This is a genomic window from Chloroherpetonaceae bacterium (assembly GCA_025056565.1).
Taxonomy (GTDB): domain Bacteria; phylum Bacteroidota; class Chlorobiia; order Chlorobiales; family Thermochlorobacteraceae; genus Thermochlorobacter.
On sequence record JANWWA010000007.1, the window covers coordinates 81862 to 106174 of the forward strand.

Here is a 24313-nt window from a genome sequence, read left to right on the forward strand (position 1 = left end):
AAGACCCTTTTCTTCAAATAAACGCGTTTGTGTGACAGAACAAACGTTTGGAAGTGTTAGAAACGTGGAAATGTGGAAAAAAGCATATCAGTTCCGCTAAGTGGCTCAAATGCAAGCACTTCGCCCTCAAAGCTGAGAAAATTTGGCAGTGGATAGCGTGTGAAAAGATAGGTAGCAGAGGCTCAGAGCAGAAGAGTAGACCAAAATGCAGTGCAAGACTCCACTTTCTTTCACAACGATTTGACGGTCTATTCACAGGGTTTTTCACGGTGTTTTCCACGTGGAAAAGAAGTGTGGTTTTCCACGCATTTTGCACTTCTCTCTTCTTTTGTTACCTTGCTACGGTTTCGGTTACGCAACTAAAATGTGCAAGTAGTATGGTGCAGAAGATTGATTACAAGCCGGGCGTTGCCGAAAACTTGAGGTATGACTTCCCCGCAGGTATTGTGGTCTTCCTCGTTGCTGTCCCGCTCTGCTTAGGAATTGCCTTGGCATCGAATGCTCCGCTTTTTTCTGGCATCATTGCAGGAATCGTAGGAGGAATGGTTGTGAGCATCTTTTCAGGCTCTGAGCTGAGCGTAAGTGGACCTGCTGCAGGCTTAACAGTGATTGTGGCGTCCTCAATCGCAAAGTTAGGTTCATTTGAAGCATTCCTCACAGCGGTAGTGTTAGCGGGCATGCTTCAAATCGTGTTTGGGGTACTCCGAGCTGGTATCATTGGCGACTATGTGCCGAACAGTGTAATCAAAGGAATGCTGGCTGCGATTGGCATTATTATCATCATCAAACAGTTCCCATATGCATTAGGGCACAGCACAGGTCAGTATGATGACCGCGAAGACATAGAGTTCTTGCGCCACTTTGGTGAGGACAGTGCGTTTGCCCAGCTCGTGGCGACTATCTTCGACATTTCCCCTGTAGCCACACTCATCACTGTGCTCTCAATTGCTTTGCTGATTTTGTGGGATAGGCCTTTTTTGCAAAAGTATCTTTTCTTTCGTTTGGTACCTGGACCGCTGGCAGTGGTCTTCTTGGGTGTGCTCATCAATCAGTTGTTTATATGGCTCTTTGCAGGTCAGGAAGGGTGGTATCTGTCAGCGGAAAGGGGGCAGTTGGTCGTGCTTCCAACTTTTGAAAGTCCGCTCCACGTAGTGCAGGGCATCACGTTGCCTGATATGAGTGCGCTCACTCGCAAAGACACTTATATTGTCGCGCTAACCTTAGCTGTCGTAGCGAGCATTGAAACGCTGCTGACGGTTGAGGCAGTCGACAAATTAGACCCCTTCAAGCGCATTAGTGACAAGGAAAAGGAGCTAAAAGCACAGGGAATCGGAAATCTGGTCTCAGGGCTATTAGGCGGGCTACCGATGACAGCTGTCATTGTTCGCTCATCGGCAAATGTCTATGCTGGCGCGCGCACGCGAACCGCGTCGTTTGTGCACGGTTTCTTTCTTCTGATTTCCGTGCTCTTTATTCCGAACCTGCTCAATATGATTCCGTTAGCCAGTCTGGCGGCAATTCTAATGACGATTGGGTATAAATTGGCAAGCGTCAAGCTCTTTAAGGCGATGTATAAGACGGGCGGCGAACAGTTTATCGCATTTATTACCACAATTGTGGCGATTGTGTTCACCGACCTGCTGATTGGAATTTTTATCGGCTCAGCCGTTGCCATTTTCTTTGTGCTGCGCATCTATCACCACTCTTCACTTACTGTCGTCAGCCAAGACAATTGCTACCTGATTCGTTGCAACAAGGATATGTCGTTTGTTAATAAAGCTGAGCTAAAGAGAGAACTCTCGAAAATCCCAGATAACTCAATGGTGATTATTGAAGGCACAAAAGCGATGTTTATTGATAGGGACATCTATGAAGTTATTGATGATTTTCGTGAGTCGGCAAAGTATCGCAATATTGAGGTAGAGTTGAAGTATATGGACTCGAAGTATCTGCCGTTGTTTGGTGAATACGGCAGAAAAAAGAAAAAGGAGGATAACAAAGATGATGGAGTCGTACAAGAAACTCTTGCTCGCAAATAAGGCGTGGGCGAAGGAGAAATTGGATATCCGCCCGGATTATTTTGAGCGGATGGCGAAGAATCAAAAGCCAGAATTCTTGTGGATTGGCTGCGCCGATAGCCGCGTGCCCGCCGAAGAAATCACAGGCACTGAGCCGGGCGAACTCTTTGTGCATCGCAACATCGCCAATATGGTGATTCACACTGACCTCAATATGCTAAGCGTGCTGCAATATGCCGTAGAAGTGCTAAAAGTAAACCACGTAATCGTCTGTGGTCACTACAACTGTGGCGGAGTCAGGAATGCAATGAGTCACCAGAGCTTGGGGCTGATTAACAAATGGCTGCGCCATATCAAGGATGTCTATCGGTTCCACATGGCAGAGCTGGACGCCATTCCAGATGAAGAACAGCGTTACCGCCGCTTAATTGAACTAAATGTTATCGAGCAATTGCGCAACGTGGCAGAAACATCGTTTGTGCAACGTGCGTGGCACTTTGAAAAGCGACCTTACCTGCACGGCTGGGTCTATGATGTCGAGACGGGGCTGCTCAAGCAACTGTCCTTAATGGAACCTAATGCGGAGCTGTATGACATTTACCGATATGACTTCACCATTGATAGACGCAAAAGCCCCGCTCAAGCACACGCACTGCAGAACGAATTTGGAACAGCGAATGGTGCACCAGCGCAAGCGGCGCACTAAGGAAATGCATAGAGAAATGAAATGGGCGGGCATGTTACCCGCCCTTTTTGGTTCTGTCAGACATTCAATCGAACAGGCATCACCAGAATAAGAATATCATCGCTTTTTTTCTCGTGCCGCACAGGACGAATCACGGCGGCGCGTGTAGGAGTGCTAAACTCAAACTGTGTTTCCTCTTCATCAAGGTGAGAGAGCGCATCTTCTAAAAACTTTGCATTGAAGCCAATCAGTAGCTTGTCATTGAACTGGCAGGGCACGACCTCTTCGGCAAAAGCACCTTCATCAGCGTTCTCGGCTGAAACCTTTACCGCATCGCTTTCAATTTGCAAGCGCACATCGCCCCGCGAAGAAAACCGTGCAACCCGCTTGACCGTAGCCGCAAGGTTGGCGCGATTGACAATCATCTTCTTGTCGTTCTCAAGCGGAATCACCGCTTCGTAGTTTGGGTAGGTCTCGGCAATCAGCCCGGCAACGATAGCAGTTTCACCAAACTTAATCTGAATGCGCTCCTCTTTGGTGGCAACGGAAATTTCAACCGTGTCCTCTGCATCCAGCGCACGCTGCACAATGCTGAAAACCCGTGCTGGCACGATAACCTTCACCTTGCTGCTTGCACCTGTCTCAATGACCTTCGTGTAGCGAGAAAGTCGGTGTCCATCTGTTGCAACGGCACGCAGTTCGTTAGGGTGAAGTTCAAGCAAAACACCCATCATTGCAGGGCGCATACTGTCGACGCTGACAGCAAAAAGCGTCTTGTCTGCAATATCCTTGAAGTCTTCGCTACTGAGCGAAAAAGAAAGGTCAAAGGTAGGCAGCTTTTTTTCAGAGCGCTCTTGACGCTCGCTGCTGCCAGAAATCTTATACTTGCCACGCCCCGTGTCAATTGTGAAAGTAAGTTCGCCTTCGCTTTCCTTCTTTTTGGTCTCGAAGCTGGCGGTCTCATCAGGCAGACTTCTCAGAATGTCCTGCAACCGCTTTGCATTGAGCAAAATAGAGCCTTTGTCGCTGGAGTCAACTGCAAGAGAAGTTGTAAAGGAAATGTCTCCGTCGGTCGTAAAAAGCGAGAGTTTTTTCTTCTCGAGCGAAAGCAGCACACTCTCGAAGCGAAAGTCAGTGGCTTTGGGCGGAAGTGCTAAAACAGCGTGGCTAATTGCTTCCGCAAAGGGTTTAAGTTCAACGGAAAATTTCATCGCTGGAGTTTAGATAAAATTCCTAAGCCAAGCATGACCTTGCTACTGGGCAAGGTAAAGAGAAATGCCGCAAAGATAACGATTCACAAGCAGATTTCAATTTGTCTCGGTCCAAGGTATTAGAGGGAGGCGATAGCGAAAATGACTCATCAACCAACCTTAGCGCCGCACCACCGCAATCTTCCCAATTGCACTCTGTCGACCGTCTTCACTGGTCGCAACAGCTAAATAAATCCCTGTGGCGACGTCGTTGCCATTTTGGTCCTTTCCATCCCACTCGACTAAACGACTGCCTGCTGCGTTAAGTGTGCGAACCAAAGTGCCTGAGAGCGTAATGATGCGCACAGAGGCATTGCGCACCAATCCATCAATTACCAAGCGCTGGGTAGCAGGCACTCGAAAAGGATTGGGATAGACTCGAAGCGTAGAGAAAGTTTCCTCAGGCTCAACGGCATCAGTGGCGAGCACGGAAAGTCCACGGTCGGTGCCGAAATACATTTTGCCCGTCTTGCGGTCATATGCGATAGAGCGCACATTGTTGGATAACAGAGGGGAGTTCTCTGTTGTGTATCGCCGCAAAAGGCTATCGCCACTTGCACTAATCACCCAAACACCATTTTGTGAGCCAAACCACTTGCGGTTCAGTGCATCAATTGCTAACGAACTGAGGAACTCATTGCGCAGGTCAAAAACAATAGTCGCATTCGGAATGCGCGTCTGAAACACAAGGTCTGCATCAAAGAAATATGCAGCCCCTCTATCGGTGGCAAGCCACACACCGCCATCGCGGTCGAACTGGATATCGTTTACCTTTGGGTTAGGCAAGCGACCAAAGCCAACGCGTTCGTCGAGCAGAACATAGCGGTCATCACGCACATCTGTAAGAGTTCCTCTGTCGTCGAAGACCACAATGCCGCGCCCTGTAACGCCGTCTTCGCTTTGCACCGCAATCCACTTTCGATTGTTTGCATCAACAGCAATGCGCAGGGCAGTTAAGCCTGATGGAAACTCTCGTCCAGCACCTAAACCACTGCTTCCGAAGCGCAAAATTTCACCGTTAGGGCGATAAGCATAGATTGGGTTCTGTGCAGTAAGGAAGTTTGCAATCCAGACCGTACCGCCTGCGTCAGTGGCAAGCGAGGGAAGCACCACAAAGTTTTCTGCTTGGCGAATGCCGACAAAGGGGGAATTGCTGCGGTTCAGCACGCGCACACTGTCGCTTGCAGTGAATTCAAAAAGTCCACCGCCCCATGTGCCTAAAAGTGTCGTGCTGCCTCGTGATGCAAGAGCACTGAACTGGCTAACTGGCGCAGTGCCCGGTGAGGGCAAGTTTTCAAAGTTTTGCCATACACCATTTTCCAGCCGATAAAATCCTTGTGCACCCGTATTACGCACCGAAGAGCTGCCCCAGACGCGACCTTTTGCATCAAGCTGAACAACCTCAAAGCTATTGGAAAGGGGCGAATTGGGCACAATTGCGGAAATGCGCTCACCTGCGACGCTAAGCAGCGATTGCCGACCATCGGCAAGAAAGATACTGCCAGCGTCATCGAGCGCGGCACTGCGCACCAAAGCAAAGTTACCTGTGCGGCGCACAAGCGTGCCACTTGGTTGCCGCACCAGTAGCTCATCGCTGGCAAGTGCTAATAGGGTCGTGCGGTTTGCAGCCAGCGCAGTAAGAGGCTTCTCTGGAAAAGCGGTCTCGCGTGTAAGTCCAGTAGGCGTGAGGCGAAACAACCCTTGTGAAGTGGCTACAAATACGCTGCTACCTTGCACTGCCAAAGCACTGGCTCCGCCTTGCACCGCAATTGTTTGCCACTCTGTTGGTGCATTCAAATTTCGGGAAGAAAGTGAGGCAACAGCAACACCCAGCGCAGTGGCTGCAATGATTTGATTTTGCACAATTGCAATGGCGCGCACAGCCGTTGCACTGGGAAAAGTGCCAAAGCGGACAAATGTTTCACGAAACTCGCGCCTCGAGGGAACAAGAAGCGAAATGCCAAAGTCAGTAGCCACATAAAGAGAATCGCCTTGCACAAAAAAGTATCGAACAGCACGGTTGGGAAATTGTGTGGCGCGTGAAAGCTCCAGAAAATGTGTAATGCGCTCTGTCTCTAAGCTCATACTGCTCACGGCGCCGCTTTCATAGCCAATCCACAAGCGGTTTTGCGTGCTGTCGAGAGCAAGTGCAGTAATGCGTGTCTCAAACAAGCCTTCAAGGTTTGTAAAGGTGCGCACCGTGCCATCTTGACGATTAAATCGATACAATCCGCCATCTGTGCCAACCCACACTGCACGTCGACCTTCCAGTGCCAGTGATGAGGCATTTCGTAGTGAGGTGTAATTTTTCCATAAGCCAATGCTTTGCCCAGTTGCGGGGCTTTCCCATAGCATCAAGCCAAGCCAGATGCTAAGACACACACTGATGCGTTTGAGCATCAAAGAAAAAAATCGTAGTTATGCAGTGCTCGAACTTTCGCAAAGTTAATGTTTGCTATGGCAATATGCAGCAGGTAGGGTTAGTGCCTAATGGACAGTGCTTTCTTGTGCCATCAATTTTTGCAAGCGAACCAGATGTACTTGCGGCGCAAAGCTTGCGTTTGGGTGGTGTAAGCGAAGCACCCTTTGACTCTTTGAATCTGGGCCTGTCGTCAGGCGACCGTCAGGAACACGTGCTGCACAATCGAGAAATTTTTTATGCGTCGTTGGGTGTGCCCCCGTCGCGTGTGGTACTAGCCCATCAAACACACAGCGACCACATCTTGCGTGTCGACGCACCCGGCCGGTATAGCGACTTTGATGCCTTGATTACGAACCAGCGAAATCTTTTCCTAACGGTCTCTGTGGCTGACTGCACGCCGATTTTGATTTATGACCGCGCTCACAAAGCAATAGGAGCGGTGCACGCTGGTTGGCGCGGCACAGCACAACGCATTCTTTACAAAACCCTGCTTGCAATGCAAGAAGCCTTTGACACTCGAGCCAAAGATTGCATTGCCTACATTGGCACGTGCATTTCAGCTGAGTCATATGCTGTAGATGCCGATGTGGCGCAGTATTTCGAGTCAACCTTCAAAGTCTATGACAGTGTCTCTCGCAAGTTTTTCTTGGATTTGAAGGCAGCAAACTTGCACCAGCTTTACGACTTTGGCTTTGAACGCGCACAGGTTGAAATCTCCCCGTATTGCTCTTATCGCGACCACCAATACTTCTTTTCATATCGGCGTGCTGTGCACGAGACTGAAGGTCGAACAGGTCGCATGCAGGCAATTATCGGCTTACGCTGAACTCCGAAACATAGCTTTCTAAAACCTAAACTGCACAACCTCTATGCAAACTCGCACTACACGGGCGTTACCGACGGCTGCGTTGCTGCTTGTGCTCTCATATGCTGCTCTGAGCGCACCAGCCAGCGCTAACGCGCAGTCGCTTTTTCTCCGCAAAACAACGCTCTTAGGCGTCGGCATCGGAATTGATGGCTTCGGCGGTCTGCCGCTATTTGGGCAATTGGAATTTGGTGTCGGACCCAAAGTAGGTATTGGGCGGTTCGGCGTTGGAGCACTCGGCGGAGTGTTCTTTACGCCCGGCGCTTCCTTCGCTGTCATCGGCGGTCAAGGAAACTACCACTTCGACATTACCAGCGTGCCTGAGCTGGACATCTTTCTGGGCTTGAACCTGCTAATTGGATTTGCCGGCAGTCGCTTCGGAGGGGCATCTACAGGCGTGGGACTTGGTCTAAACGCCGGCGTGCGATACTTCTTTACGCCCACCATTGCAGGTTTCTTGCGACTGGGCTGGGGCTTTTCGCTAGCAACTATCGGCGTAGACTTCGCACTCTGAAAAGTCTTAGCCTGAGAGGCAAGTCTCTGAACGTCCAGTGTGAAGTCAATGTTACGCTTTCCAGCGGCATCAGGGAGAAGCATTGAAATGCCAAAGCAGTGGAAAGAGAACTATGCTAAGCGAACTACGGTCGCTGATTCCTGATGAAAATCTTTGCGCTAAGGTGCTGGCGCTGCTGGAAGCCGAGCTGGAAAAGCGAGAGGCTCAGCACAAGGAACTCGAAGAAACGCTTCAGCATACCATTGAAACCCTACATGGTGAAGTGCGGGAAAAGTTGCGTTTGCAGGAGGAGTTCCGCAGAAACACAGAGCAAAAGTTTCACATTGCAGCTGAGCTCGCAGGAGAATATATCTATGAAGCCACAGTTGACGATGGAAAGATTCGCGCTCTCTATGTTTCACCTGAATTTACACATTTAACAGGCTACGGGATAGACGAGATTAATGCGGGAAATGGTTGGCTGGACTTCATTTACCCTGACGACCTACCAACTGTCCGCAGCGCAGTAGCAAACATCTTGTCTGGCAAGCCAGCCAAAACTGAATACCGTGTCCGTTGCAAGGATGGCAGGACGCTCTGGATTCGAGATTTCAGCCAACCATTTCTTGACGAGCAGGGGCGCTATGTGAAATCAATTGGTGTTTCACGCAATATCACGGCAGAGAAAGAAGCAGAGTTAGCCCTTAGACGGGAGCAGCAACTCTTAGATGCGCTCTTCAACACTGTGCCACTAGGCATCTGCCTGTCCGACGAAGAGGGCACCTTCCTACGTATCAACCGCGAGCTTTCAAACATCTTAGGCTATGAAGCGGCTGACCTCCTCGGAAAGCACTTCTCTTTCGTTCTCGCCGAAGAGTATCGGGAACTGGCAAAAGAAGCACATCAGACATTTATGGCAGGTGATTCACTCATTACATCGGGCGAGTGGCCGATTCAGCGTAAAGATGGCGAAAGACGCTGGGTTCAGATTATTGCACGGAAGTTTCAGCGTGAAGATGGCAGATGGGTTCGGGTTACTGCAGCAAGAGACATCACAAGAGAGCGAGAGCAAGAGAAAGAGAGAGCGCACCTCTTGGAGCTATTAGCCCGCACGGAAGCCCTAGCTCATATCGGCAGTTGGGAGTTTGATTTCAAAACAGCTCGCTTTACGAAGTGGTCCGATGAACTCTTTCGCATTCACGAGCGCCCGATGGAACTCGGCTTGCCTGATGTCGAGGAATACCGCAAGCGCTATATCCTGCCCGAAGCAGATGAACGCTTGAGAGCGTGGTGCGACAAGCTCATTCAAACGGGGCAGAATGGGGAAATTGAAATCCCTATTATCACGCATCTGGGCAACCGAAAGATTATTCGCATCCGAGGATACCTCACTTTCCAAAATAGCGTTCCTATTGGGGCACAAGGAATGACACAAGACATTACGCGCGAGAAAATGCTCGAGAAGCAAAAGGAGGAACTCACGGCGCAGTTGATGCATTCGCAAAAGATGGAAGCGATTGGCACGCTCACAGGTGGTATCGCACACGAGTTCAACAACATCTTGGGCGGAATGCTGGGCAACCTGCGACTGCTGGAGAAAAAGTTCGGCCATGAGCCAACGGTAAAGAAATACACCGACCGCTTAATTAGTCTGAATCAACGAGCAACGACGATTGTGTCGCAGATGCTGGGTTTTGCGCGCAAAGGCAAGTATCAACCGCAGCCCCTCTCGCTCAAGATGTGCGTGAGCAATGTGCTGCAAATTCTTGCACCCTCGACAGATAGGCGCATTCGCTTCCACATTGAGTCGAAGAGCAATGTGCCCTTGATTTATGCCGACCCAACACAGATAGAACAAGTTATCTTGAACCTTGCAAAGAATGCGGTCGATGCGATTGAGCCGCTTTTAGGCAAGGAGCGAGATACAGGGCACATTACATTTCGCCTGAGCTTTGAAGCGATTGCTGAGCGCTTCGGTAGTGGGCTACAAGCGGAAATGCGCAACATGCCAATGGTGCTACTGGAAGTGCGCGACAATGGCACGGGCATTCCGCCCGAGTTACAATCGAGAATTTTTGAGCCATTTTTTACCACGAAGCCTGTGGGTCAAGGCACAGGCTTGGGCTTGCCGATGGTGTATGGTATTGTGGAAAATCATGGTGGGCATCTTTTCTTAGAGAGTGAAGTAGGGAAGGGCACATCATTTTTCCTATACTTCCCTGCAGTATGCAGTGCGATGAGTAGCACTCACACCAATTCGGATGAGCTTGAGAAGAAACTGAGTCTAACGGGTGCACACGTCTTGGTTATTGATGATGAAGCGATAGTGCGAGAAACCCTTGCAGAGTACCTAAGCGAGCTTGGCGCAACGGTCGAGGTAGCGGAAAGTGGTGAAAAAGGTCTTGAACGATTTTATGCATTGCCAAAAGAAAACTTGGTTGTGGTCTTGGATTTAAACCTGCCTGACATAAGCGGCGTGCAGGTCTTGGAGGCATTGCGCGCAGCAGAGTCGCGCGTAAAGGTCATCATTGGAACAGGCTATGCTGGAAATGGGCATGCTGAGGAGCTTCAAGCGTTGGGGGCAAAACAAATTCTCACTAAGCCCTATCGCTTAGAAGAAGTGGCGATGCAAATTGCTGAACTTGTTCCTCTCTCCTCTCGATTGGAAGGATGCGAACCGCAGAAGCGAGGGGAGTCAAGTAACAGTGTGCTTGAAAAAGAGCAAGAAAGTTTGTAGAATAGGTGCAGTTCTTTTTGAGTGCGGGCGTAACTCAATTGGCAGAGTGTCAGCTTCCCAAGCTGAAGGCTGCGGGTTCGAGTCCCGTCGCCCGCTCAAGTCCTCATTTCAGCATCGTGCAAGGCGCTCTCGAAATGGAGAGCGCGCTTGAGTTTCTCCACCACATTGAACACGATAGGGCAAATCGGATATTTCTCCATTACCGAGTGGAAGCGGTATTTGAAGTGCGGTCCTACAAGATTGGGAAAGGTTTGGCAGCTTTTCGGTCGATGGGCATAAATGCTGCAGAGGTTATCTGGCTGCAACATCGGACAAGGCGTAGACGCAAAATAGTAGGCTTCCTTGTAGGGCACAAGAAACTCAGCCTTGAAGGCTTCCACAGAGCGTCCTTTCTCTGCAGCAAGAGGCGGAAGTTCATTTTCGAGTGCTGCAGCATGAAAATGTCGGCAACAGTTGCCGCATGTAGTGCAGTCAATTTGAGGCTCAACTTCAGCATTCAGGGTCGTCACCAGCGCATCCAGTCTCTCAGAAGGAATGCGGCGTAAAAAGGTTTTGAAGCGCTGGTTTTCCTCAGTGTGCGTGCGAGCATATTCTGCAATTGCCTGCAAGTTGGTTTCAAGAGTTTTGCACATCGTGGAAAAGTTTGTGGAAAATGTTCCACGTGAAACATTCAGAGGCGGTCAAAAATTTTTCTGCTCTGGCAAGTGGTTAACGGGTAGGGTCGGCTTAACTGGAAATAATTGCTTCGGCTGCGTTTGAGTGCGAAAAGGAACAGGCTGATGAGAAAATGTTTCACGTGAAACATCTATAACCTTTAATTCGCCGTAACCATGACGGATTACGATGTCATTGTCGTTGGAGCGGGGCATGCAGGTTGCGAAGCGGTCTTAGCTGCCGCGAAGATGGGACAGCGCTGCCTGCTCATAACAATGGATTTAATGGCGATTGCGCGGATGTCCTGCAATCCTGCAATCGGTGGTGTGGCGAAAGGACAAATGGTGCGCGAGATTGATGCCTTAGGAGGAGCCATGGGGAAGGTCACGGACGCTGCGGGCATTCAATTTCGAATGCTGAACCGTAGCAAAGGGCCTGCCATGTTTTCGCCACGCGCCCAGTGCGACCGAGTGCAATACTCGATTGAGATGCGAAAGCTCATTGAAAAAGAGCCACTCATTGACTTGCGGCAAGATTCTGTGATAGGCGTGCGCGTCGAGCGCCGAAAAATCAAATCAGTCATCCTTCGTGGGGGACAGGAAATAACCGCCAAAGCCGTGGTGCTAACCAACGGCACATTTCTCAATGGCAAAATTCACATTGGGCTGAAAAACTATTCAGGCGGCCGCACGATGGCTGAACCAGCGGCAGTGGGTTTGACTGAATGCCTTGTTGAACTTGGTTTCACTGCGGGGCGTCTCAAAACTGGCACGCCCCCACGCATTGATGCGCGCAGCGTCGACTATAGCAAGGTAGAAATTCAACCGCCCGATGAAGTGATTGAGCCATTTTCTTTTGACACCGATGAGGTAGAATTTCAAAAGAAGCGTCAGCTCTCGTGCTTTATCACCTATACCAACGAGGAGACGCACCGCATTCTGGAGTCGGGCTTTGACCAATCACCAATGTTTCGTGGTCTCATTGAGGGTGTCGGTCCCAGATACTGCCCATCTATTGAAGACAAGGTGTGCCGCTTTCGTGACAAGGACCGGCATCAAATTTTTCTTGAGCCCGAAGGCTTCGAGACAAATGAGATGTATGTCAATGGGTTCTCTACCTCGCTGCCAGAGGAGATTCAGTTGCGCGGGCTGCGCACTATTGCAGGCTTGGAGAAGGTGAAAATGATTCGCCCGGGCTATGCGATTGAATACGATTACTTTCACCCACATCAATTGAAGCCAACATTGGAGACAAAACTTGTAGAAGGACTTTTCTTTGCAGGGCAGATTAACGGCACATCAGGCTATGAAGAAGCCGCAGCACAGGGACTTATTGCGGGCATCAATGCAGCGCTATATGCACGCGGCGAAGGTGAAACCTTTACGCTGCGGCGCGATGAAGCCTATATCGGTGTCCTCATTGATGACCTGATTACAAAGAGCACTGATGAACCTTACCGAATGTTCACCTCTCGAGCGGAGTATCGCATTCTTTTGCGGCAAGATAATGCAGACCGCCGCTTGCGTGAAAAGGGCTACAAGTTAGGCTTGGTCTCTGAGGAAAGTTATCAGAAGTTTCTGCGCAAAAAGCATGAGATTGAGGCGCTCTTACAACTTTTGCGTGAAGAAGTGGTAGAGGCAGCCTCTATCAATCCGGCGATTGAGCAGCTCGGCGGTTCGCCGTTTCGGAAAAACGAACGTGCTGCAGATGTGTTGCGTCGCCAAGAAATGACCTTTGCTAAGCTGATAGAAGTGCTGCCAGAGTTGCGACAGAAAGTTGAAGCGATTTCCACAAATCGGCGCGTCTATGAGCAGGTGGAGCTGGACATTAAGTATGAAGGTTATATTCGGCGCGAGCTGCAAAATGCGGAGAAGCTCTCTCGCCTCGAAAGCGTCCTGATTCCACCCAGTTATGACTTTGACCGCATCAAGGGGCTGTCCGCAGAAGGGCGAGAGAAGCTAAAGAAAGTGCGCCCCACTTCTTTGGGGCAAGCCTCACGCATCTCGGGCGTTACGCCAGCCGATGTGTCTATCCTGATGGTGCACTTAGGGCGATAAGGCTTTTGCACAAGTGTGCATAGCAAGGGTGGAAAGCATGTGAAAAAACCAGCTCATCGGCTGAAAAATGTTCCACGTGAAACATTTTTTGCAGCATGGTTTCTTGCAGGGTCAGTCACTTGTATCTTCTGCTTGTGGGATTAGCTCGCAGTGAAGCGAGAATAACGAGGATAAATCTTGTCCTTGCTGCGGGGGCCTAAGAGGTCAGAGAAAAGCCCAAAAACGCATTTGCTTTTCGCAGAGTGGGCGCCGCATTGTAAATTCCGGTTGTTCTTAAAATGCTTGCAAACCAACCACGCTAAGCTATGTCTGAGACATCTGTAGCCGCTTTCGTTGCAGCGGATGCGCAGCAGTCGCTGGCGCAGAGTTTTTTATCCAATGAACTGCTTTATGGCAAAGACCGTGAAGCAGGTCTTATTGCTGTGCATCAAATTTCAGATACTCAAGTGCGGCTCTACAAGCGGGAAAACGGGCAGCTTACTTACCGTGATGAACCGTTCTATCCCTTCTTCTTTATTTCAAATCCTGGGCTTCTGAGCGGCTACAAAGCTGAAGTGGGCGGCGGATTCTGGCTGAAGGAATTGGAAGGCAGTAACTACTACAAGCACTTAGCCATCTTCAAGAGCTGGAAAGACTACCGTGCCGCATTGGACTTTGCGGCAGACGCAAAGCGAAAGCTCTCAACAGGTGAGAGCCACCTTACAACCGATGAAGAGGGAGACTGGCGCATAGATGAGATTTACGCCAAAGGCGATGCAGCCTCCCAGTATCTGTTTCACACGGGTAAAACGCTCTTCAAGGGAATGACCTTTCAGGACCTGCGCCGAATGCAACTGGACATTGAGACCTACTACGACAAAGAGTCGCAGCAGCTTTCAGGTTTGCAAATTGGGCGCGATAAAATCATCATCATTTCTCTTGCTGACTCTACAGGCTGGGAGGAAGTCTTGCATATCAAGCAATACTCAGAAAAAGAAATGCTGGAGCGCCTCGTGGAGATTATCCGAGAGCGAGACCCCGATGTCATCGAAGGGCACAACATTTTTAGCTTCGACCTGCCTTACATTCAGCGCCGCTGCGACCTATACGGTATAAAGTTTGCAGTCGGGCGCGATGGCTCAACGCCGCGCAGCTACCCTGCAAGCATTCGCTTTGCGGAGCGCACCGTAGAGTATCCCTACTGTGAGATTGCTGGACGGCACGTGGTCGACACCTATTTTCTTGTGCAGTGGTTCGATATTGCAAAGCGCGCAATGCCGAGTTACAGTCTCAAAGAATGCGCAAAGTATTTCGGCTTTGCGACTGAAGGTCGCACCTACATTGAGCACAAGGACATTGCGGAAACATGGGACAAGGCGCCTGAAAAACTGCTCGCATATGCTTTAGATGATGTGCGAGAGACGCGCAAGCTCTCGGAGTTGCTATCAGGCAGCAACTTTTATATGACCCAGATGATGCCGTTCAGCTACGCACAAGTCTCACGAATGGGGCCAGCAGCGAAAATTGAAGCGCTTTTCGTGCGAGAGTATTTGCGCCATAAGCACTCCATTCCACGCCCGCAGCAAGGTCAGCAGGAGAGCGGTGGCTTTACAGAAGTCTTTCTCAAAGGCATCTTAGGCCCGATTGTGTATGCCGATGTGGAGTCGCTTTACCCGAGCATTATGCTAACCTACAACATTTGCCCTGCAACCGATGAACGACGGCTATTTCCGAGAATTCTGGCTGACCTCAAGAACCTCCGCCTTGCTGCCAAAGCACGAATGAAAGAAGCAAAGAAAGAAGGCGACACCATTACGGCTGACCTCTACGATGCCATGCAAAATTCGTTCAAGATACTAATCAACGCGATGTATGGCTACTTGGGCTTTCGCGCTGGTATCTTCAACGACTACAGTGAAGCCGACCGCGTAACGACCACAGGGCAAATGATTGCGAAGAAAATGATTGCTGAGTTCGAGAAGCGCGGTTGCCGCATCGTGGAAGTGGATACAGATGGGATTTACTTCATTCCGCCGCCTGAGGTGCAAACCGAAGAACAAGAAGCGGCACTGGTAAAAGCGGTCTCTGCCACGATGCCCGAGGGCATCTCAATTGCTTACGATGGTCGCTTCAAGAAAATGATTTCATATATGAAAAAGAATTACCTCCTGCAGGGCTATGACGGAAAAATCAAAATCAAAGGCTCCTCACTTGTCAGTCGCAGCGCAGAAAAGTTTGGGCGCGATTTTGTCCGAAAAGGCTTCGAGTGCTTGCTGAATGAAGACATCGCTGGCTTGCATCGACTCTATGTGGAAACACGTGAGCGCATTTTGAGCAAATCAATGCATGTTTCAGAATTCAGTCGCACCGAAACCTTGAAAAGTAGCCTCGAGGAGTATAAAGAAGAAGTAAAGGCGGGTAGACGCAACAAAGCCATTACCTACGAGATTGCAATCAAGAAGAAATTGCAAGTGAGCAAAGGCGACCGCATTACTTACTATGTAACTGGCTCAGGGCTGACTGGAAACTATGCAGAGCGGGGCAAGCTGGCAAGCGACTGGGATCCAGAGAAACCCGACCAGAATGTCGACTTTTACCTCAAGCGCCTTGATGAGTTTGCTGAAAAGTTTCGGGAGTTTTTTAAGCCCAGCGATTTCAGCAAAATTTTTACAGTTGATGAGTTGTTCGGCTTCTCGCCAGAAGGGATTGAGCTTATCAAGGAAATTCATCACCGTGACACAGCAGAGCTGGAAGATGAAGTGCCCTTCTAAAACGGTGATGCAAAGGCACGCAGCTGAATGTCCGCATCACGAGAATCTTGTCAGACCTGCCTTAGCACTCGACTTATCAAAGTGACTGCCAAGACCAGTGAGTATTGCCTCGTTGAAATGGCAGGGCAGCGTCGCTTAGGCAGTGTGCCCAACGATATGAATATTGGTGGCGACGAATACCTCGAGTTTCAATACTGCTTAGACTGCGGACAAGTGCAGGGCCGTTTTCCACTACCTACAACAGAACTGGAACGGCAACTGGAATCCGCACGCCGCTAAAGTTCGCCCTCTAAGACTTCCCAAGTATGGTCAGCTAACAGTCGCACCTTTGCAACAAACTCTAGCGACCGCTGGCTACGTCCCCACTCTGATGGGGCAATCAACGAAAGCACATCTTCGCCGTCGGGACGGCGATAGAGATAATACGTGTGTGAAATAAGTGGCTCGAAAGACATCTTTGCCGCATAAATGCGCTCTGAGATTTCTACGCGTCTTTTGATTGCTTGCACTTGCTCAGCAAGGAGTGCCATCTGCTCATAAATTTGCGCAATTTGCATCTCCGTTTGCTGGCGCATAGCCATGACTGCCCGACCTTTAAGCTTGCCCATATCCTCAGGCTTAATCACTGCGCTGCCGACTGTATGAGCAAACGGTAATAAGCCAGGCGAATCAGCCGTTTTCGTCTTCATCTTCTCCAAATCAAGCTTGGAGAGATCGATTTCTTTCCCGTGCATATCAGCCTTGTTTGGTTTAACTCCGTAGAAAACTGCAATTTCCGAAAAAACATTTATGTATTCTGGGGTGTTAGAAATTTCAAAACAACATAGCGTTGCCTGCTGCAAGGCAATGTAGCCCTAACTTTGCAAAGTTTCTAACTCTCTTGAGCGCAATGCAAGTGATTGATATTCAGCCAACCCCTAACCCAAACGCAATGAAATTTGTTGTAAATGGGGTTTTTCCACCCGGCTCTCACGCCTTTATGTCAGCTGCGGAAGCAGAAAAAGACCCACTGGCGAAAGAAATCTTTGCACTGAGCGGCGTGACATCTGTATTCTATATGAATAACTTTCTTACTGTGAGCAAAGCGCCGAATGCGGCTTGGGACGAAATACGCGAAGGCGTCGTCGCAGCATTAGCAAAGCATGGATTCAGGGCGACCTAAACTGAGCCTTCTAACTTACCCTAGACTGAAAGAAGCAAGTTGGGAAAAGTTGCTCCGTCTCAATAGCGAGCAGCGAAAGCCTAATACCGCCAGCTTTTAAGGTCAGCACCGGGCGGCGCAGTCTTTTCGATGCGCTCGAGAATTTTTTGCACATACATCGTATGATAGCGCAGGCGCGTAATATAGTTCGGGAGTGTGGGGTCACCATTCCAACAATGCTCGAAGCGGTCGCCGTATTTTACTTCAGCTTCGGCTTTTGGATTGTCTAAACTCTTTAGCGTCTCCTCCATCAGATACACAGCGTTGTTAAGGTAGTAGTTGTCCATATCGCCACAGTAAATGTGAATCTTGCCTTTAAGCTTATGACCGATTTTGGGCCAGTCACGCTTAATGATATGCTGCAAGTCGTAGTGCTCTCGCCAGTATTCAGCAACGGAATGATCTATCTCGCCAGTGAGCTTATTCCAGATGCGCTTCGGGTAGCCATCTTCACCTGGAGGAGAAAAGACAGCTTCCCAGATGTCCCACTGGTCACCAGAGCGTGACTTTGTGCCTAAGACCAGTTCTTTGATGTTCATATCTTCAAGCAGCGCGCTAATGTGCCCCAAGTAATCTCGTTTGCCTGGGCGGGGTGTGCGCCGAAAAGGGCCTTCTTGATAGTAAGCATTTTTGTCCTTGTAGATATTGACCACAGTATAAGCGCGAAAATCAACAGGGTCAGGGCATGCGGCAAAGCAGCCGTTGTATTCATCAGGATAGAAGATTTGTGCAGCCAGTGCTTCCCAGCCGCCTGTAGAGCCGCCGTAAAGAAAGCGTGCCCAGCCTTCGCCGATACCACGAAATTGCTTTTCGATGTAGGGAATAAGCTCGTAGGTAATGGCGTCGCCATATGGGCCTAAGTTGGCGGAGTTAACGGCGTAGGAATCATCATAGTAAGGGTTCGGATGCTGAATTTCGACGATAAGAAAGCGCGGAAAATTTTTGCTGGTCCAAATCTTGTAAAAATTATAGGCTTCCTCAGCTTGAATTTTCTTGTAGCCATAGATTTTGAAGCGCTCGTTGTAGTCGCTGGTGTCCATATCGGCGGGGGGCGGTGTCTCGCTAAAGCCGGAAAAATCTCGTGAAAAATGTCCGTGAAAGATGCAAAGCGGGTAGCGTGCTTCAGGATGTTCATCAAAACCTTCTGGCAGGAGCACATGAGCGCCCAAATACATCGGGCGACCCCAGAATTCAGTAAGTAGCTTGCTTTGAATTTTAATGTGCTTGATATATTTGGTGTCCTTCGGCTCAGGAATCGGTGGATTTTTCTTGGTGAGCTGGATACGGAGCACCGCGTTTTTCTTAGGGTCAATCGTCATTGTAAGCACCTCGCTAACGAGGTTGCCGGGCGCAATGCGAAAGTTTTGCCCTTCGCCGCGATCCATTGGTAGCTTGAGCACGCGTCCATCTTTGAGCCTGAAGGTTTCGTAGCGGTGCAGCAGGGCTTGCACAAAGTATTTGCCTGCTTTAAGGTCGCGCAGACTGCGAATCGGATAGCCTAAAACACTGGCGTCAATGAAAGCAGGTTTATCAGGCTGCCAGTTCTCAACGTCAATGCCAAAGACCTGAGCAGTCGTGAATTCATCACGGATCTGATAGCGTGGCTCGCTGGTGCTGTCAGTAGAAATCATTAAAAGCAGGCGACCGTCGAGGCTACTGGACTCGAGGCTCTTTGGGAAAGAAATTGAGAATTTGATTTGCGCCTGAAGTGATAGGCAGAAAGCACTAAGCAGAACAAGAAGTCCAGAAAATCGCATCTTGGTGTTGCGGTTTTGCGAAGTGAGTACGTTAAAAATGCTACGGTTATTTGTAGCAGCAAGTTCGTTGTCGGAATTTAGTTAAAACCATCGGAATCACTTGCGCTTTTTTCTCTACATTGCTGCGTGGCTATATGGCTTAACAGTCAGCGTACGGAATTGGCTCTTCGACAGAGGCATACTGTGCGCTGCGCCGTCTGCAATCCCTGTTATCTCCGTAGGCAATCTCACGGTAGGTGGAGTGGGCAAAACGCCCACAGTGGATTGGATTGTCAAATTCTACCAGCGTGAAGGCAAGCGCGTGGCAGTAGTGTCACGCGGCTACAAGCGCAAGACTAAAGGCGTGGTCTTGGTCGGTGATGGGGAACTGGTGCGCGTCAGTGCCGATGAAGCGGGTGATGAACCCTTGATGCTGGCACGTCGAAATCCGACGGCAATTGTCGTGGTAGCCGAAAAGCGTCTCGAGGCTATAAAGTTTATTGAGCAGCACTTCCAAAATCGCTTGCCAGATGTCGTCGTGCTGGATGATGGGTTTCAGCATCGGTGGCTACGGCGCACGCTCGATATAGTCGTGATTCACGCTGAGCAGAATGTGTTTAAGGACTCGCTCCTGCCACTGGGCAGATTGCGTGAGCCGACACAAAGCCTTGCACGTGCACAGCTCATCTTGCTCTCGAAGGTAACGAAGTATCTTGACCTGCAGCCTTTGCTCAAAGGATTAGAGCCATTTCAAAAGCCGATTGTGCATTCCAGCGTAAAAATCGTGGGATTGCGCAGTTTCTTTTCATCTGAACTAGTGCCACTGGGCACGCAGCCTTTTCTTTACACTTGGGCATTTGCGTTTTCAGGTATCGGCGACCCCAAAAACTTTATGGAAACTTTGCAGTATGCGGGACTGATTGTGGAACACGCTAAGCACTTCCCTGACCATCACGACTACACTGAAGCTGATATTGACTTTATTCTGAGCGAGACAGTGCGACACGGCTCCAACATTATCGTTACAACGGAAAAAGACTTCTATCGGCTCAAGGCGAAGGACAAACTCTTTGAGCGACTAAGGCAGGCTCCCTGTTTTTACCTTGAAATTGAGTTCGAGATGAAACAGGGCTGTGATAAATTGGAGGCACTGCTGCGGGCTGCAGCACAAGCAAAGCACATAGGAACGAATTGAGCAAAAAAAGCAAAGTCTCGCCGCTGCTCTCCCTCGAAGAGAGAGTTTGTTGTATTCTACCACACCTCGGCCTTAAGACTTTGAAGAATGCTCTCCTTTGGTCCAGTCTTTGCGATTATTAGCGATTGACGCTCTTCTTGATTTTGAGCACGAAAACGTTTTGCATTAAATTTGCATTCTGACAGCCGACCGACGGGTCGGTCGGCTTTACAACCTGAAACAGCGGAAGTCAGATTCGCTATTCTCCTTGATGGAAACGACATCATTAGCCTTGTTACATCAAGCAGAAAATGCTTGCCTTGAATTCTTTTGCTGGACAAGCACGAAAGGTGCTCACCCACCGATGGAATTAGCAGTGGAGATGACGCTTTTCTGCAGCTCAAAACAGACAAACCTCTCAAACAAGGTTTTCTCAACCCATCAAACAAGAAGTCAAAATGAAGAAAGCGTATCTCATCATTTTGTTTCTTGGCGTTAGCATTTGCACATATGCGCAGACAGCCACGCTCAAAGGCAAAGTCACGACCTTCGATGGTGATGTTGCTGCTGGCGTTTCCGTGTTCATCAAGGACACGAAGATTGGAACAGTTACGAAAGCCGATGGCTCATATCGTTTGGAGAAACTTCCAGCAGGCACGCAGACCATTGTTGTCTCTGGCGTAGGCTACAAGCGCACCGAGCGCACGGTTGAGCTTTTGCCAGATGAAGAAACCATTGCAGATTTTGTGCTTGAAGTCGAGCCTGTCAAGGCGCAAGACATCGTGGTCTATGGAGCATCACGCCGCAGACAAAAACTTACCGAAGCACCTGCCGCTGTGACGGTTATCACTCCAACAGAGTTGGAGCGTGGTTCGAATCACGGTCAATTGGGAAAAATCTTGGAGCATCATCAAGGCATTGATGTGGTGCAATCAGGTGCAAACGATTTTAACATCAATGCGCGCGGCTTCAACAACTCCATCAATCGTCGCGTCTTGGTCTTGATTGACGGGCGCGACCCCTCAACGCCTCTGCTAAACTTGCAAGAGTGGAACTCACTTGCCACGACCGTTTCCGATGTGCAACAAATTGAGGTCGTGCGCGGCCCAGGCTCTGCACTTTTCGGCACAAACGCCTACAACGGCGTGATTAACATCACCACCTACGCCCCGCGTGATGTGCTTGGCACACGAGCCGCCTTCACCTTCGGCGAGTGGAACACATATCGTGGCGAGTTCCGGCATGCGCAAGCCTTCGGCAACTTTGCCTTCAAAATCAACGGCGGCTTTGCAAGGATGCGAAATATTACGCTCGTCTCGCGTGACACCACAAGGGGTGGATACTTGGAATATCCTGGACTTGACATTGACCGCCGTCCGCTCGAGGATGACTGGCTTAACACCTTCAACAACATTCTTACCATTCGCGGTGATTACGATTTCAATACCGATGAACGGCTCACGCTCGAAGGCGGCATTTCCAACAGCGGCAATGAGGTGTATGTGAACAACATTGGTCGCATTCTGATCCCTCTCGTCAACAAGCCGTTCGTTCGCCTTGCTTACAATTCGCCTCACTTGAACTTTCAATCCGTTTGGAACCGACGCTTTACGCCATTTCCGCAGCCCGTCTTGAACACGCCTGCTGCAAACTCCGCCGAAGATTCCGACGACATCACAACGGAATTGCAAGTCAACGGTCTTTTCTTCGAGAATCGCTTGCGTGCCATTGCAGGCATCTCACATCAGTGGCAACGCATTGAGACAGCCGTTTCAGGCGCGCAGCCCCTGCTTAGTGCAAATTCGCTCACGCGCAACAACTTGCACAACACCTTCACAGGCATTTATGGACAACTTGAATACAATCTCCTCCCGAATCTTCAACTCGTAGGTGCAACACGCGTGGATTTTTCAACCTTGATTGAAACGAAGGTTTCACCGAAAGCTGCTATTGTGTATTCGCCGTTTGAAAACCACACATTCCGTTTCACTATCAATCAGGCGTTTTTGCGCCCGAGTTATCCTGATTTTTATCGACGCTCGCAACTTGGCGCGCCAATTAACCTTGCTTCGACGGTGCGCGCTATCAACGATTCGTTGCGACTTCTTGGCGTGAGCGATACGCTGACATTCTCGCATCTCGATCGCTTCTCGCTTGGCAATCCGAACATTCGTCCCGAAGAGGCCTTGTCGTTTGAAATTGGTTACAGAGGCGTCATTTCGCGCTCGCTTTTCGTTACGATCGATGCATATCTGAACCGCCGGAGAAATTTCATCTCGTCGCCGCTCAGCGTCAATGCACCGCTGGTGTTCGAGCCGTATCGCTACACGAGTGCTACGCCTGAAATCAACGCATATGTGAATCGTCGCCTGGCGGAAGGGATTCGTGCTGCAAGGATTAATCCTGTTGAACTCGTCATTGCGGAAAATCGCCCAGTGCTCGCCCAAACAGTGGCTAATGTTGGCTTGATTGAAGAGATTGGCCTAGAAATCGGCGTAAATTATTACGTAACGGATAACCTTCTGCTTATGGCGAACTATGCGTATCTGGATGCAAAAGTTTTGGAGAATGCTGTGCCGACACAGCCGATTTTCCCGAACACGTCGCCACACCGTTTCAATGTAGGCGTGTCTTACAACGTGCCGAACAAGTTCGATGTCTCAGCAAATCTTCGCTATGTCGAGAGCTTTCCATGGCTTGCGGGTGTGCAACAAGGCTTCGTGCCTGCCTACGCCGTGCTAAACTTGAACGGCAGCTATCATGTGACACGAAATTGGCGCATCGGCTTCAATGTCTTCAACGCCCTTGACCGCCGTCATTACCAAATTTTCGGCGGAACAATTTTGCGCCGGCAAGCTACTGTTACAACGAGCGTTAACTTTTAATCGATGAAACGAGAAACCAACGCCGCTGCTCTTTCAGATTCCTTGCTTGCTCGGAACGACAGAGCGGTGGCTCAGAATGAAAACGAATTCAAAACTTTCATCAGATTCGCAATGCGTCCGCTCCTTTTGTCGCTTTCAGCGGTTTACTTGACCTATATGCTGGACTATCTGATAATGCCCGCTTTGACGCAAGCATTTGTGAAGGCATTTGATTCTTCGGCAAGAGAATTAGGCGCATTGGTCTCATCTTATAGTTTGAGCGCAAGCGTGTTTGGACTGCTGGGCGCAATGTTTCTGGATCGATTTAATCGCAAGGTGGCGTTGCTTGTGCTTTACGGCGGGTTTGTGTTCTCGCTTCTCTTGTGCGCTCTTGCGCCGTCAGCGACGTATCTGATTGTGGCGCGAGCGATTGCAGGCGCATTTGGCGGTTTGATGGTGGCGACGATTTTTTCCATCATCGGCGACCACATTGCACCTGAACATCAAGGCGTCGCTTTCGGAACGGTGTTAAGTTCGTTTGCAATTGCAGCGCTGGTTGGCGTTCCGTTAGGACTGCTTCTTGCGGAGCGATTCGGTTGGAACACGACTTTCTTTCTCAATGTGCTTTTGAGTTTTCTTGTTTGGGTCTGGCTTTTGATTCAATTGCCACCGATGAACGCACATCTTTCGCAGAACAGTTCGAGACGAGCGTTTTCGCAAGCGGTCGCCATTCTCTCGTCGCGAAGCAACCTTGCGGCGTTTCTCGTCAGCGCGCTCATTGCTATGGCAAGTTACGCCGTGATTCCGTTCATCAATCCATTTCTTGCTGCCAATCGCGGACTTTCGGACTCGGAGATTCGTTGGCTTTACACAGCAGGCGGCGTAGCAACGCTTTTTGTGTCGTATCCCACAGGTTGGCTTTCAGATCGCTTTGGCAGGTTTCGGCTTTTCGTTGCCATCAGTTTCACGCTTGTTCCGCTGACGCTTCTGTTTGCGACCATGCCGACAAGCTCTTATGCGCTCATTGCGTTGATTTTTGTTCTTTTTATGTCGCTCTCACGGGCGCGGCGCATTCCTGCACTCGCATTGATTACGTCGAGCGTTTCGCCAGAAGTTCGCGCGGGATTTATGAGCGTCAATGCAGCATTTGAGCAGTTTTTTTCGGGTGTGTCCGCCTCCGTTGCAAGTTTGCTCGTGATGCGATTGCCGTCGGGAGAAATTGAAGGTTTTTTGTCGGCGGGCGTTTTGTCAGCAAGTGTTGCGTTAATAGCAGCGTTTTGTTTGCGCTTCGTCAAAGAGCCTTGCGAGGACAGCATGGCCCAAACCTTGCCGCAAAGCGTGTTGAGCAACGGAACATTTGAGGAGTGAGGAATTCAATGCTGCTATCAGATTTGCTTTGGTATTCCG

Annotated in this window: 17 protein-coding genes and 1 tRNA gene; 13 read left to right on the forward strand and 5 right to left on the reverse strand. The window is 49.7% G+C overall.

Features of this window, described 5'->3' with window-relative positions:
* The first annotated feature begins 377 nt into the window (after window positions 1–377).
* Together NZM05_07130 and can are read left to right on the forward strand one after the other, a co-directional pair.
* Entirely contained in the window at window positions 378–2039 is a 1662-nt protein-coding gene (locus NZM05_07130) for a SulP family inorganic anion transporter (GenBank protein ID MCS7013390.1), read from the forward strand.
* Complete coding sequence (gene can, locus NZM05_07135; protein ID MCS7013391.1) at window positions 2002–2724, forward strand: carbonate dehydratase; 723 nt, start codon at window positions 2002–2004, stop codon at window positions 2722–2724. The genes NZM05_07130 and can overlap by 38 nt, the downstream gene beginning before the upstream one ends.
* Window positions 2725–2780: 56 nt before the next feature.
* Here the strand turns inward: can and dnaN are convergent, their stop codons facing one another.
* Together dnaN and NZM05_07145 are read right to left on the reverse strand one after the other, a co-directional pair.
* The gene (gene dnaN / locus NZM05_07140) at window positions 2781–3914 is read right to left on the reverse strand and encodes a DNA polymerase III subunit beta (protein MCS7013392.1); all 1134 of its coding nucleotides are present in this window, start codon (window positions 3912–3914) and stop codon (window positions 2781–2783) included.
* A 159-nt stretch (window positions 3915–4073) separates the two neighbouring features.
* Window positions 4074–6353 carry a hypothetical protein gene (locus NZM05_07145; GenBank protein MCS7013393.1) on the reverse strand — a complete coding sequence of 760 codons (2280 nt, stop codon included), beginning with the start codon at window positions 6351–6353 and terminating at the stop codon, window positions 4074–4076.
* A gap of 20 nt (window positions 6354–6373) precedes the next feature.
* On the opposite strand from NZM05_07145, the gene pgeF reads away from it, so the two are divergent.
* The 4 genes from pgeF (at window position 6374) to NZM05_07165 (ending at window position 10566) form a co-directional block, all read left to right on the forward strand.
* Window positions 6374–7201, forward strand: a complete 828-nt coding sequence (gene pgeF, locus NZM05_07150; protein ID MCS7013394.1) for a peptidoglycan editing factor PgeF — start codon at window positions 6374–6376, stop codon at window positions 7199–7201.
* Between the two features lie 43 nt (window positions 7202–7244).
* Entirely contained in the window at window positions 7245–7754 is a 510-nt protein-coding gene (locus tag NZM05_07155; protein MCS7013395.1) for a hypothetical protein, read from the forward strand.
* A 112-nt stretch (window positions 7755–7866) separates the two neighbouring features.
* A complete protein-coding gene (locus NZM05_07160; GenBank protein ID MCS7013396.1) occupies window positions 7867–10470 on the forward strand; it encodes a PAS domain S-box protein in 2604 nt (867 codons plus the stop codon).
* Window positions 10471–10493: 23 nt separating this feature from the next.
* Window positions 10494–10566 (forward strand) — tRNA-Gly (locus tag NZM05_07165).
* Here NZM05_07165 and NZM05_07170 read toward each other — a convergent pair.
* Entirely contained in the window at window positions 10566–11102 is a 537-nt protein-coding gene (locus NZM05_07170; protein ID MCS7013397.1) for a YkgJ family cysteine cluster protein, read from the reverse strand. The two genes, NZM05_07165 and NZM05_07170, sit on opposite strands and share 1 nt — an antisense overlap.
* Before the next feature lie 198 nt (window positions 11103–11300).
* Here NZM05_07170 and mnmG point away from each other — a divergent pair, with 198 nt between their 5' ends.
* The 3 genes from mnmG (at window position 11301) to NZM05_07185 (ending at window position 16210) form a co-directional block, all read left to right on the forward strand.
* Window positions 11301–13181 carry a tRNA uridine-5-carboxymethylaminomethyl(34) synthesis enzyme MnmG gene (mnmG, locus tag NZM05_07175; protein MCS7013398.1) on the forward strand — a complete coding sequence of 627 codons (1881 nt, stop codon included), beginning with the start codon at window positions 11301–11303 and terminating at the stop codon, window positions 13179–13181.
* A gap of 305 nt (window positions 13182–13486) precedes the next feature.
* The gene (locus NZM05_07180) at window positions 13487–15931 is read left to right on the forward strand and encodes a ribonuclease H-like domain-containing protein (protein ID MCS7013399.1); all 2445 of its coding nucleotides are present in this window, start codon (window positions 13487–13489) and stop codon (window positions 15929–15931) included.
* A gap of 27 nt (window positions 15932–15958) precedes the next feature.
* A complete protein-coding gene (locus NZM05_07185; GenBank protein ID MCS7013400.1) occupies window positions 15959–16210 on the forward strand; it encodes a hypothetical protein in 252 nt (83 codons plus the stop codon).
* On the opposite strand, the gene NZM05_07190 is transcribed toward NZM05_07185, so the two are convergent.
* Window positions 16207–16665: a DUF2452 domain-containing protein gene (locus tag NZM05_07190; GenBank protein MCS7013401.1), complete on the reverse strand. Its 459-nt coding sequence runs from the start codon at window positions 16663–16665 to the stop codon at window positions 16207–16209. The genes NZM05_07185 and NZM05_07190 overlap by 4 nt on opposite strands.
* Window positions 16666–16820: 155 nt before the next feature.
* Between NZM05_07190 and NZM05_07195 the strand changes: the two genes are divergently transcribed.
* Window positions 16821–17093 (forward strand): NifU N-terminal domain-containing protein, encoded by a 273-nt coding sequence (locus tag NZM05_07195; GenBank protein ID MCS7013402.1) that lies wholly within the window; start codon window positions 16821–16823, stop codon window positions 17091–17093.
* Between the two features lie 80 nt (window positions 17094–17173).
* On the opposite strand, the gene NZM05_07200 is transcribed toward NZM05_07195, so the two are convergent.
* Window positions 17174–18889, reverse strand: coding sequence for an alpha/beta hydrolase-fold protein (locus tag NZM05_07200; protein ID MCS7013403.1), 1716 nt, complete (start codon window positions 18887–18889; stop codon window positions 17174–17176).
* A gap of 100 nt (window positions 18890–18989) precedes the next feature.
* Here NZM05_07200 and lpxK point away from each other — a divergent pair, with 100 nt between their 5' ends.
* The 3 genes from lpxK (at window position 18990) to NZM05_07215 (ending at window position 24274) form a co-directional block, all read left to right on the forward strand.
* Entirely contained in the window at window positions 18990–20063 is a 1074-nt protein-coding gene (gene lpxK / locus NZM05_07205) for a tetraacyldisaccharide 4'-kinase (protein MCS7013404.1), read from the forward strand.
* A gap of 437 nt (window positions 20064–20500) precedes the next feature.
* Window positions 20501–22927, forward strand: a complete 2427-nt coding sequence (locus tag NZM05_07210; GenBank protein MCS7013405.1) for a TonB-dependent receptor — start codon at window positions 20501–20503, stop codon at window positions 22925–22927.
* Window positions 22928–23038: 111 nt separating this feature from the next.
* Entirely contained in the window at window positions 23039–24274 is a 1236-nt protein-coding gene (locus tag NZM05_07215) for an MFS transporter (GenBank protein ID MCS7013406.1), read from the forward strand.
* Window positions 24275–24313 lie beyond the last annotated feature (39 nt).

What these genes read in the sequence shown, in the direction of transcription:
- NZM05_07130 (MCS7013390.1), top strand. Translation starts at nt 378, where the DNA reads ATGGTGCAGAAGATTGATTACAAGCCGGGCGTTGCCGAAAACTTGAGG.
- can (MCS7013391.1), top strand. Translation starts at nt 2,002, where the DNA reads ATGATGGAGTCGTACAAGAAACTCTTGCTCGCAAATAAGGCGTGGGCG.
- dnaN (MCS7013392.1), bottom strand. Translation starts at nt 3,914, where the DNA reads ATGAAATTTTCCGTTGAACTTAAACCCTTTGCGGAAGCAATTAGCCAC.
- NZM05_07145 (MCS7013393.1), bottom strand. Translation starts at nt 6,353, where the DNA reads ATGCTCAAACGCATCAGTGTGTGTCTTAGCATCTGGCTTGGCTTGATG.
- pgeF (MCS7013394.1), top strand. Translation starts at nt 6,374, where the DNA reads ATGCAGTGCTCGAACTTTCGCAAAGTTAATGTTTGCTATGGCAATATG.
- NZM05_07155 (MCS7013395.1), top strand. Translation starts at nt 7,245, where the DNA reads ATGCAAACTCGCACTACACGGGCGTTACCGACGGCTGCGTTGCTGCTT.
- NZM05_07160 (MCS7013396.1), top strand. Translation starts at nt 7,867, where the DNA reads ATGCTAAGCGAACTACGGTCGCTGATTCCTGATGAAAATCTTTGCGCT.
- NZM05_07170 (MCS7013397.1), bottom strand. Translation starts at nt 11,102, where the DNA reads ATGTGCAAAACTCTTGAAACCAACTTGCAGGCAATTGCAGAATATGCT.
- mnmG (MCS7013398.1), top strand. Translation starts at nt 11,301, where the DNA reads ATGACGGATTACGATGTCATTGTCGTTGGAGCGGGGCATGCAGGTTGC.
- NZM05_07180 (MCS7013399.1), top strand. Translation starts at nt 13,487, where the DNA reads ATGTCTGAGACATCTGTAGCCGCTTTCGTTGCAGCGGATGCGCAGCAG.
- NZM05_07185 (MCS7013400.1), top strand. Translation starts at nt 15,959, where the DNA reads ATGTCCGCATCACGAGAATCTTGTCAGACCTGCCTTAGCACTCGACTT.
- NZM05_07190 (MCS7013401.1), bottom strand. Translation starts at nt 16,665, where the DNA reads ATGCACGGGAAAGAAATCGATCTCTCCAAGCTTGATTTGGAGAAGATG.
- NZM05_07195 (MCS7013402.1), top strand. Translation starts at nt 16,821, where the DNA reads ATGCAAGTGATTGATATTCAGCCAACCCCTAACCCAAACGCAATGAAA.
- NZM05_07200 (MCS7013403.1), bottom strand. Translation starts at nt 18,889, where the DNA reads ATGCGATTTTCTGGACTTCTTGTTCTGCTTAGTGCTTTCTGCCTATCA.
- NZM05_07210 (MCS7013405.1), top strand. Translation starts at nt 20,501, where the DNA reads ATGAAGAAAGCGTATCTCATCATTTTGTTTCTTGGCGTTAGCATTTGC.
- NZM05_07215 (MCS7013406.1), top strand. Translation starts at nt 23,039, where the DNA reads ATGCGTCCGCTCCTTTTGTCGCTTTCAGCGGTTTACTTGACCTATATG.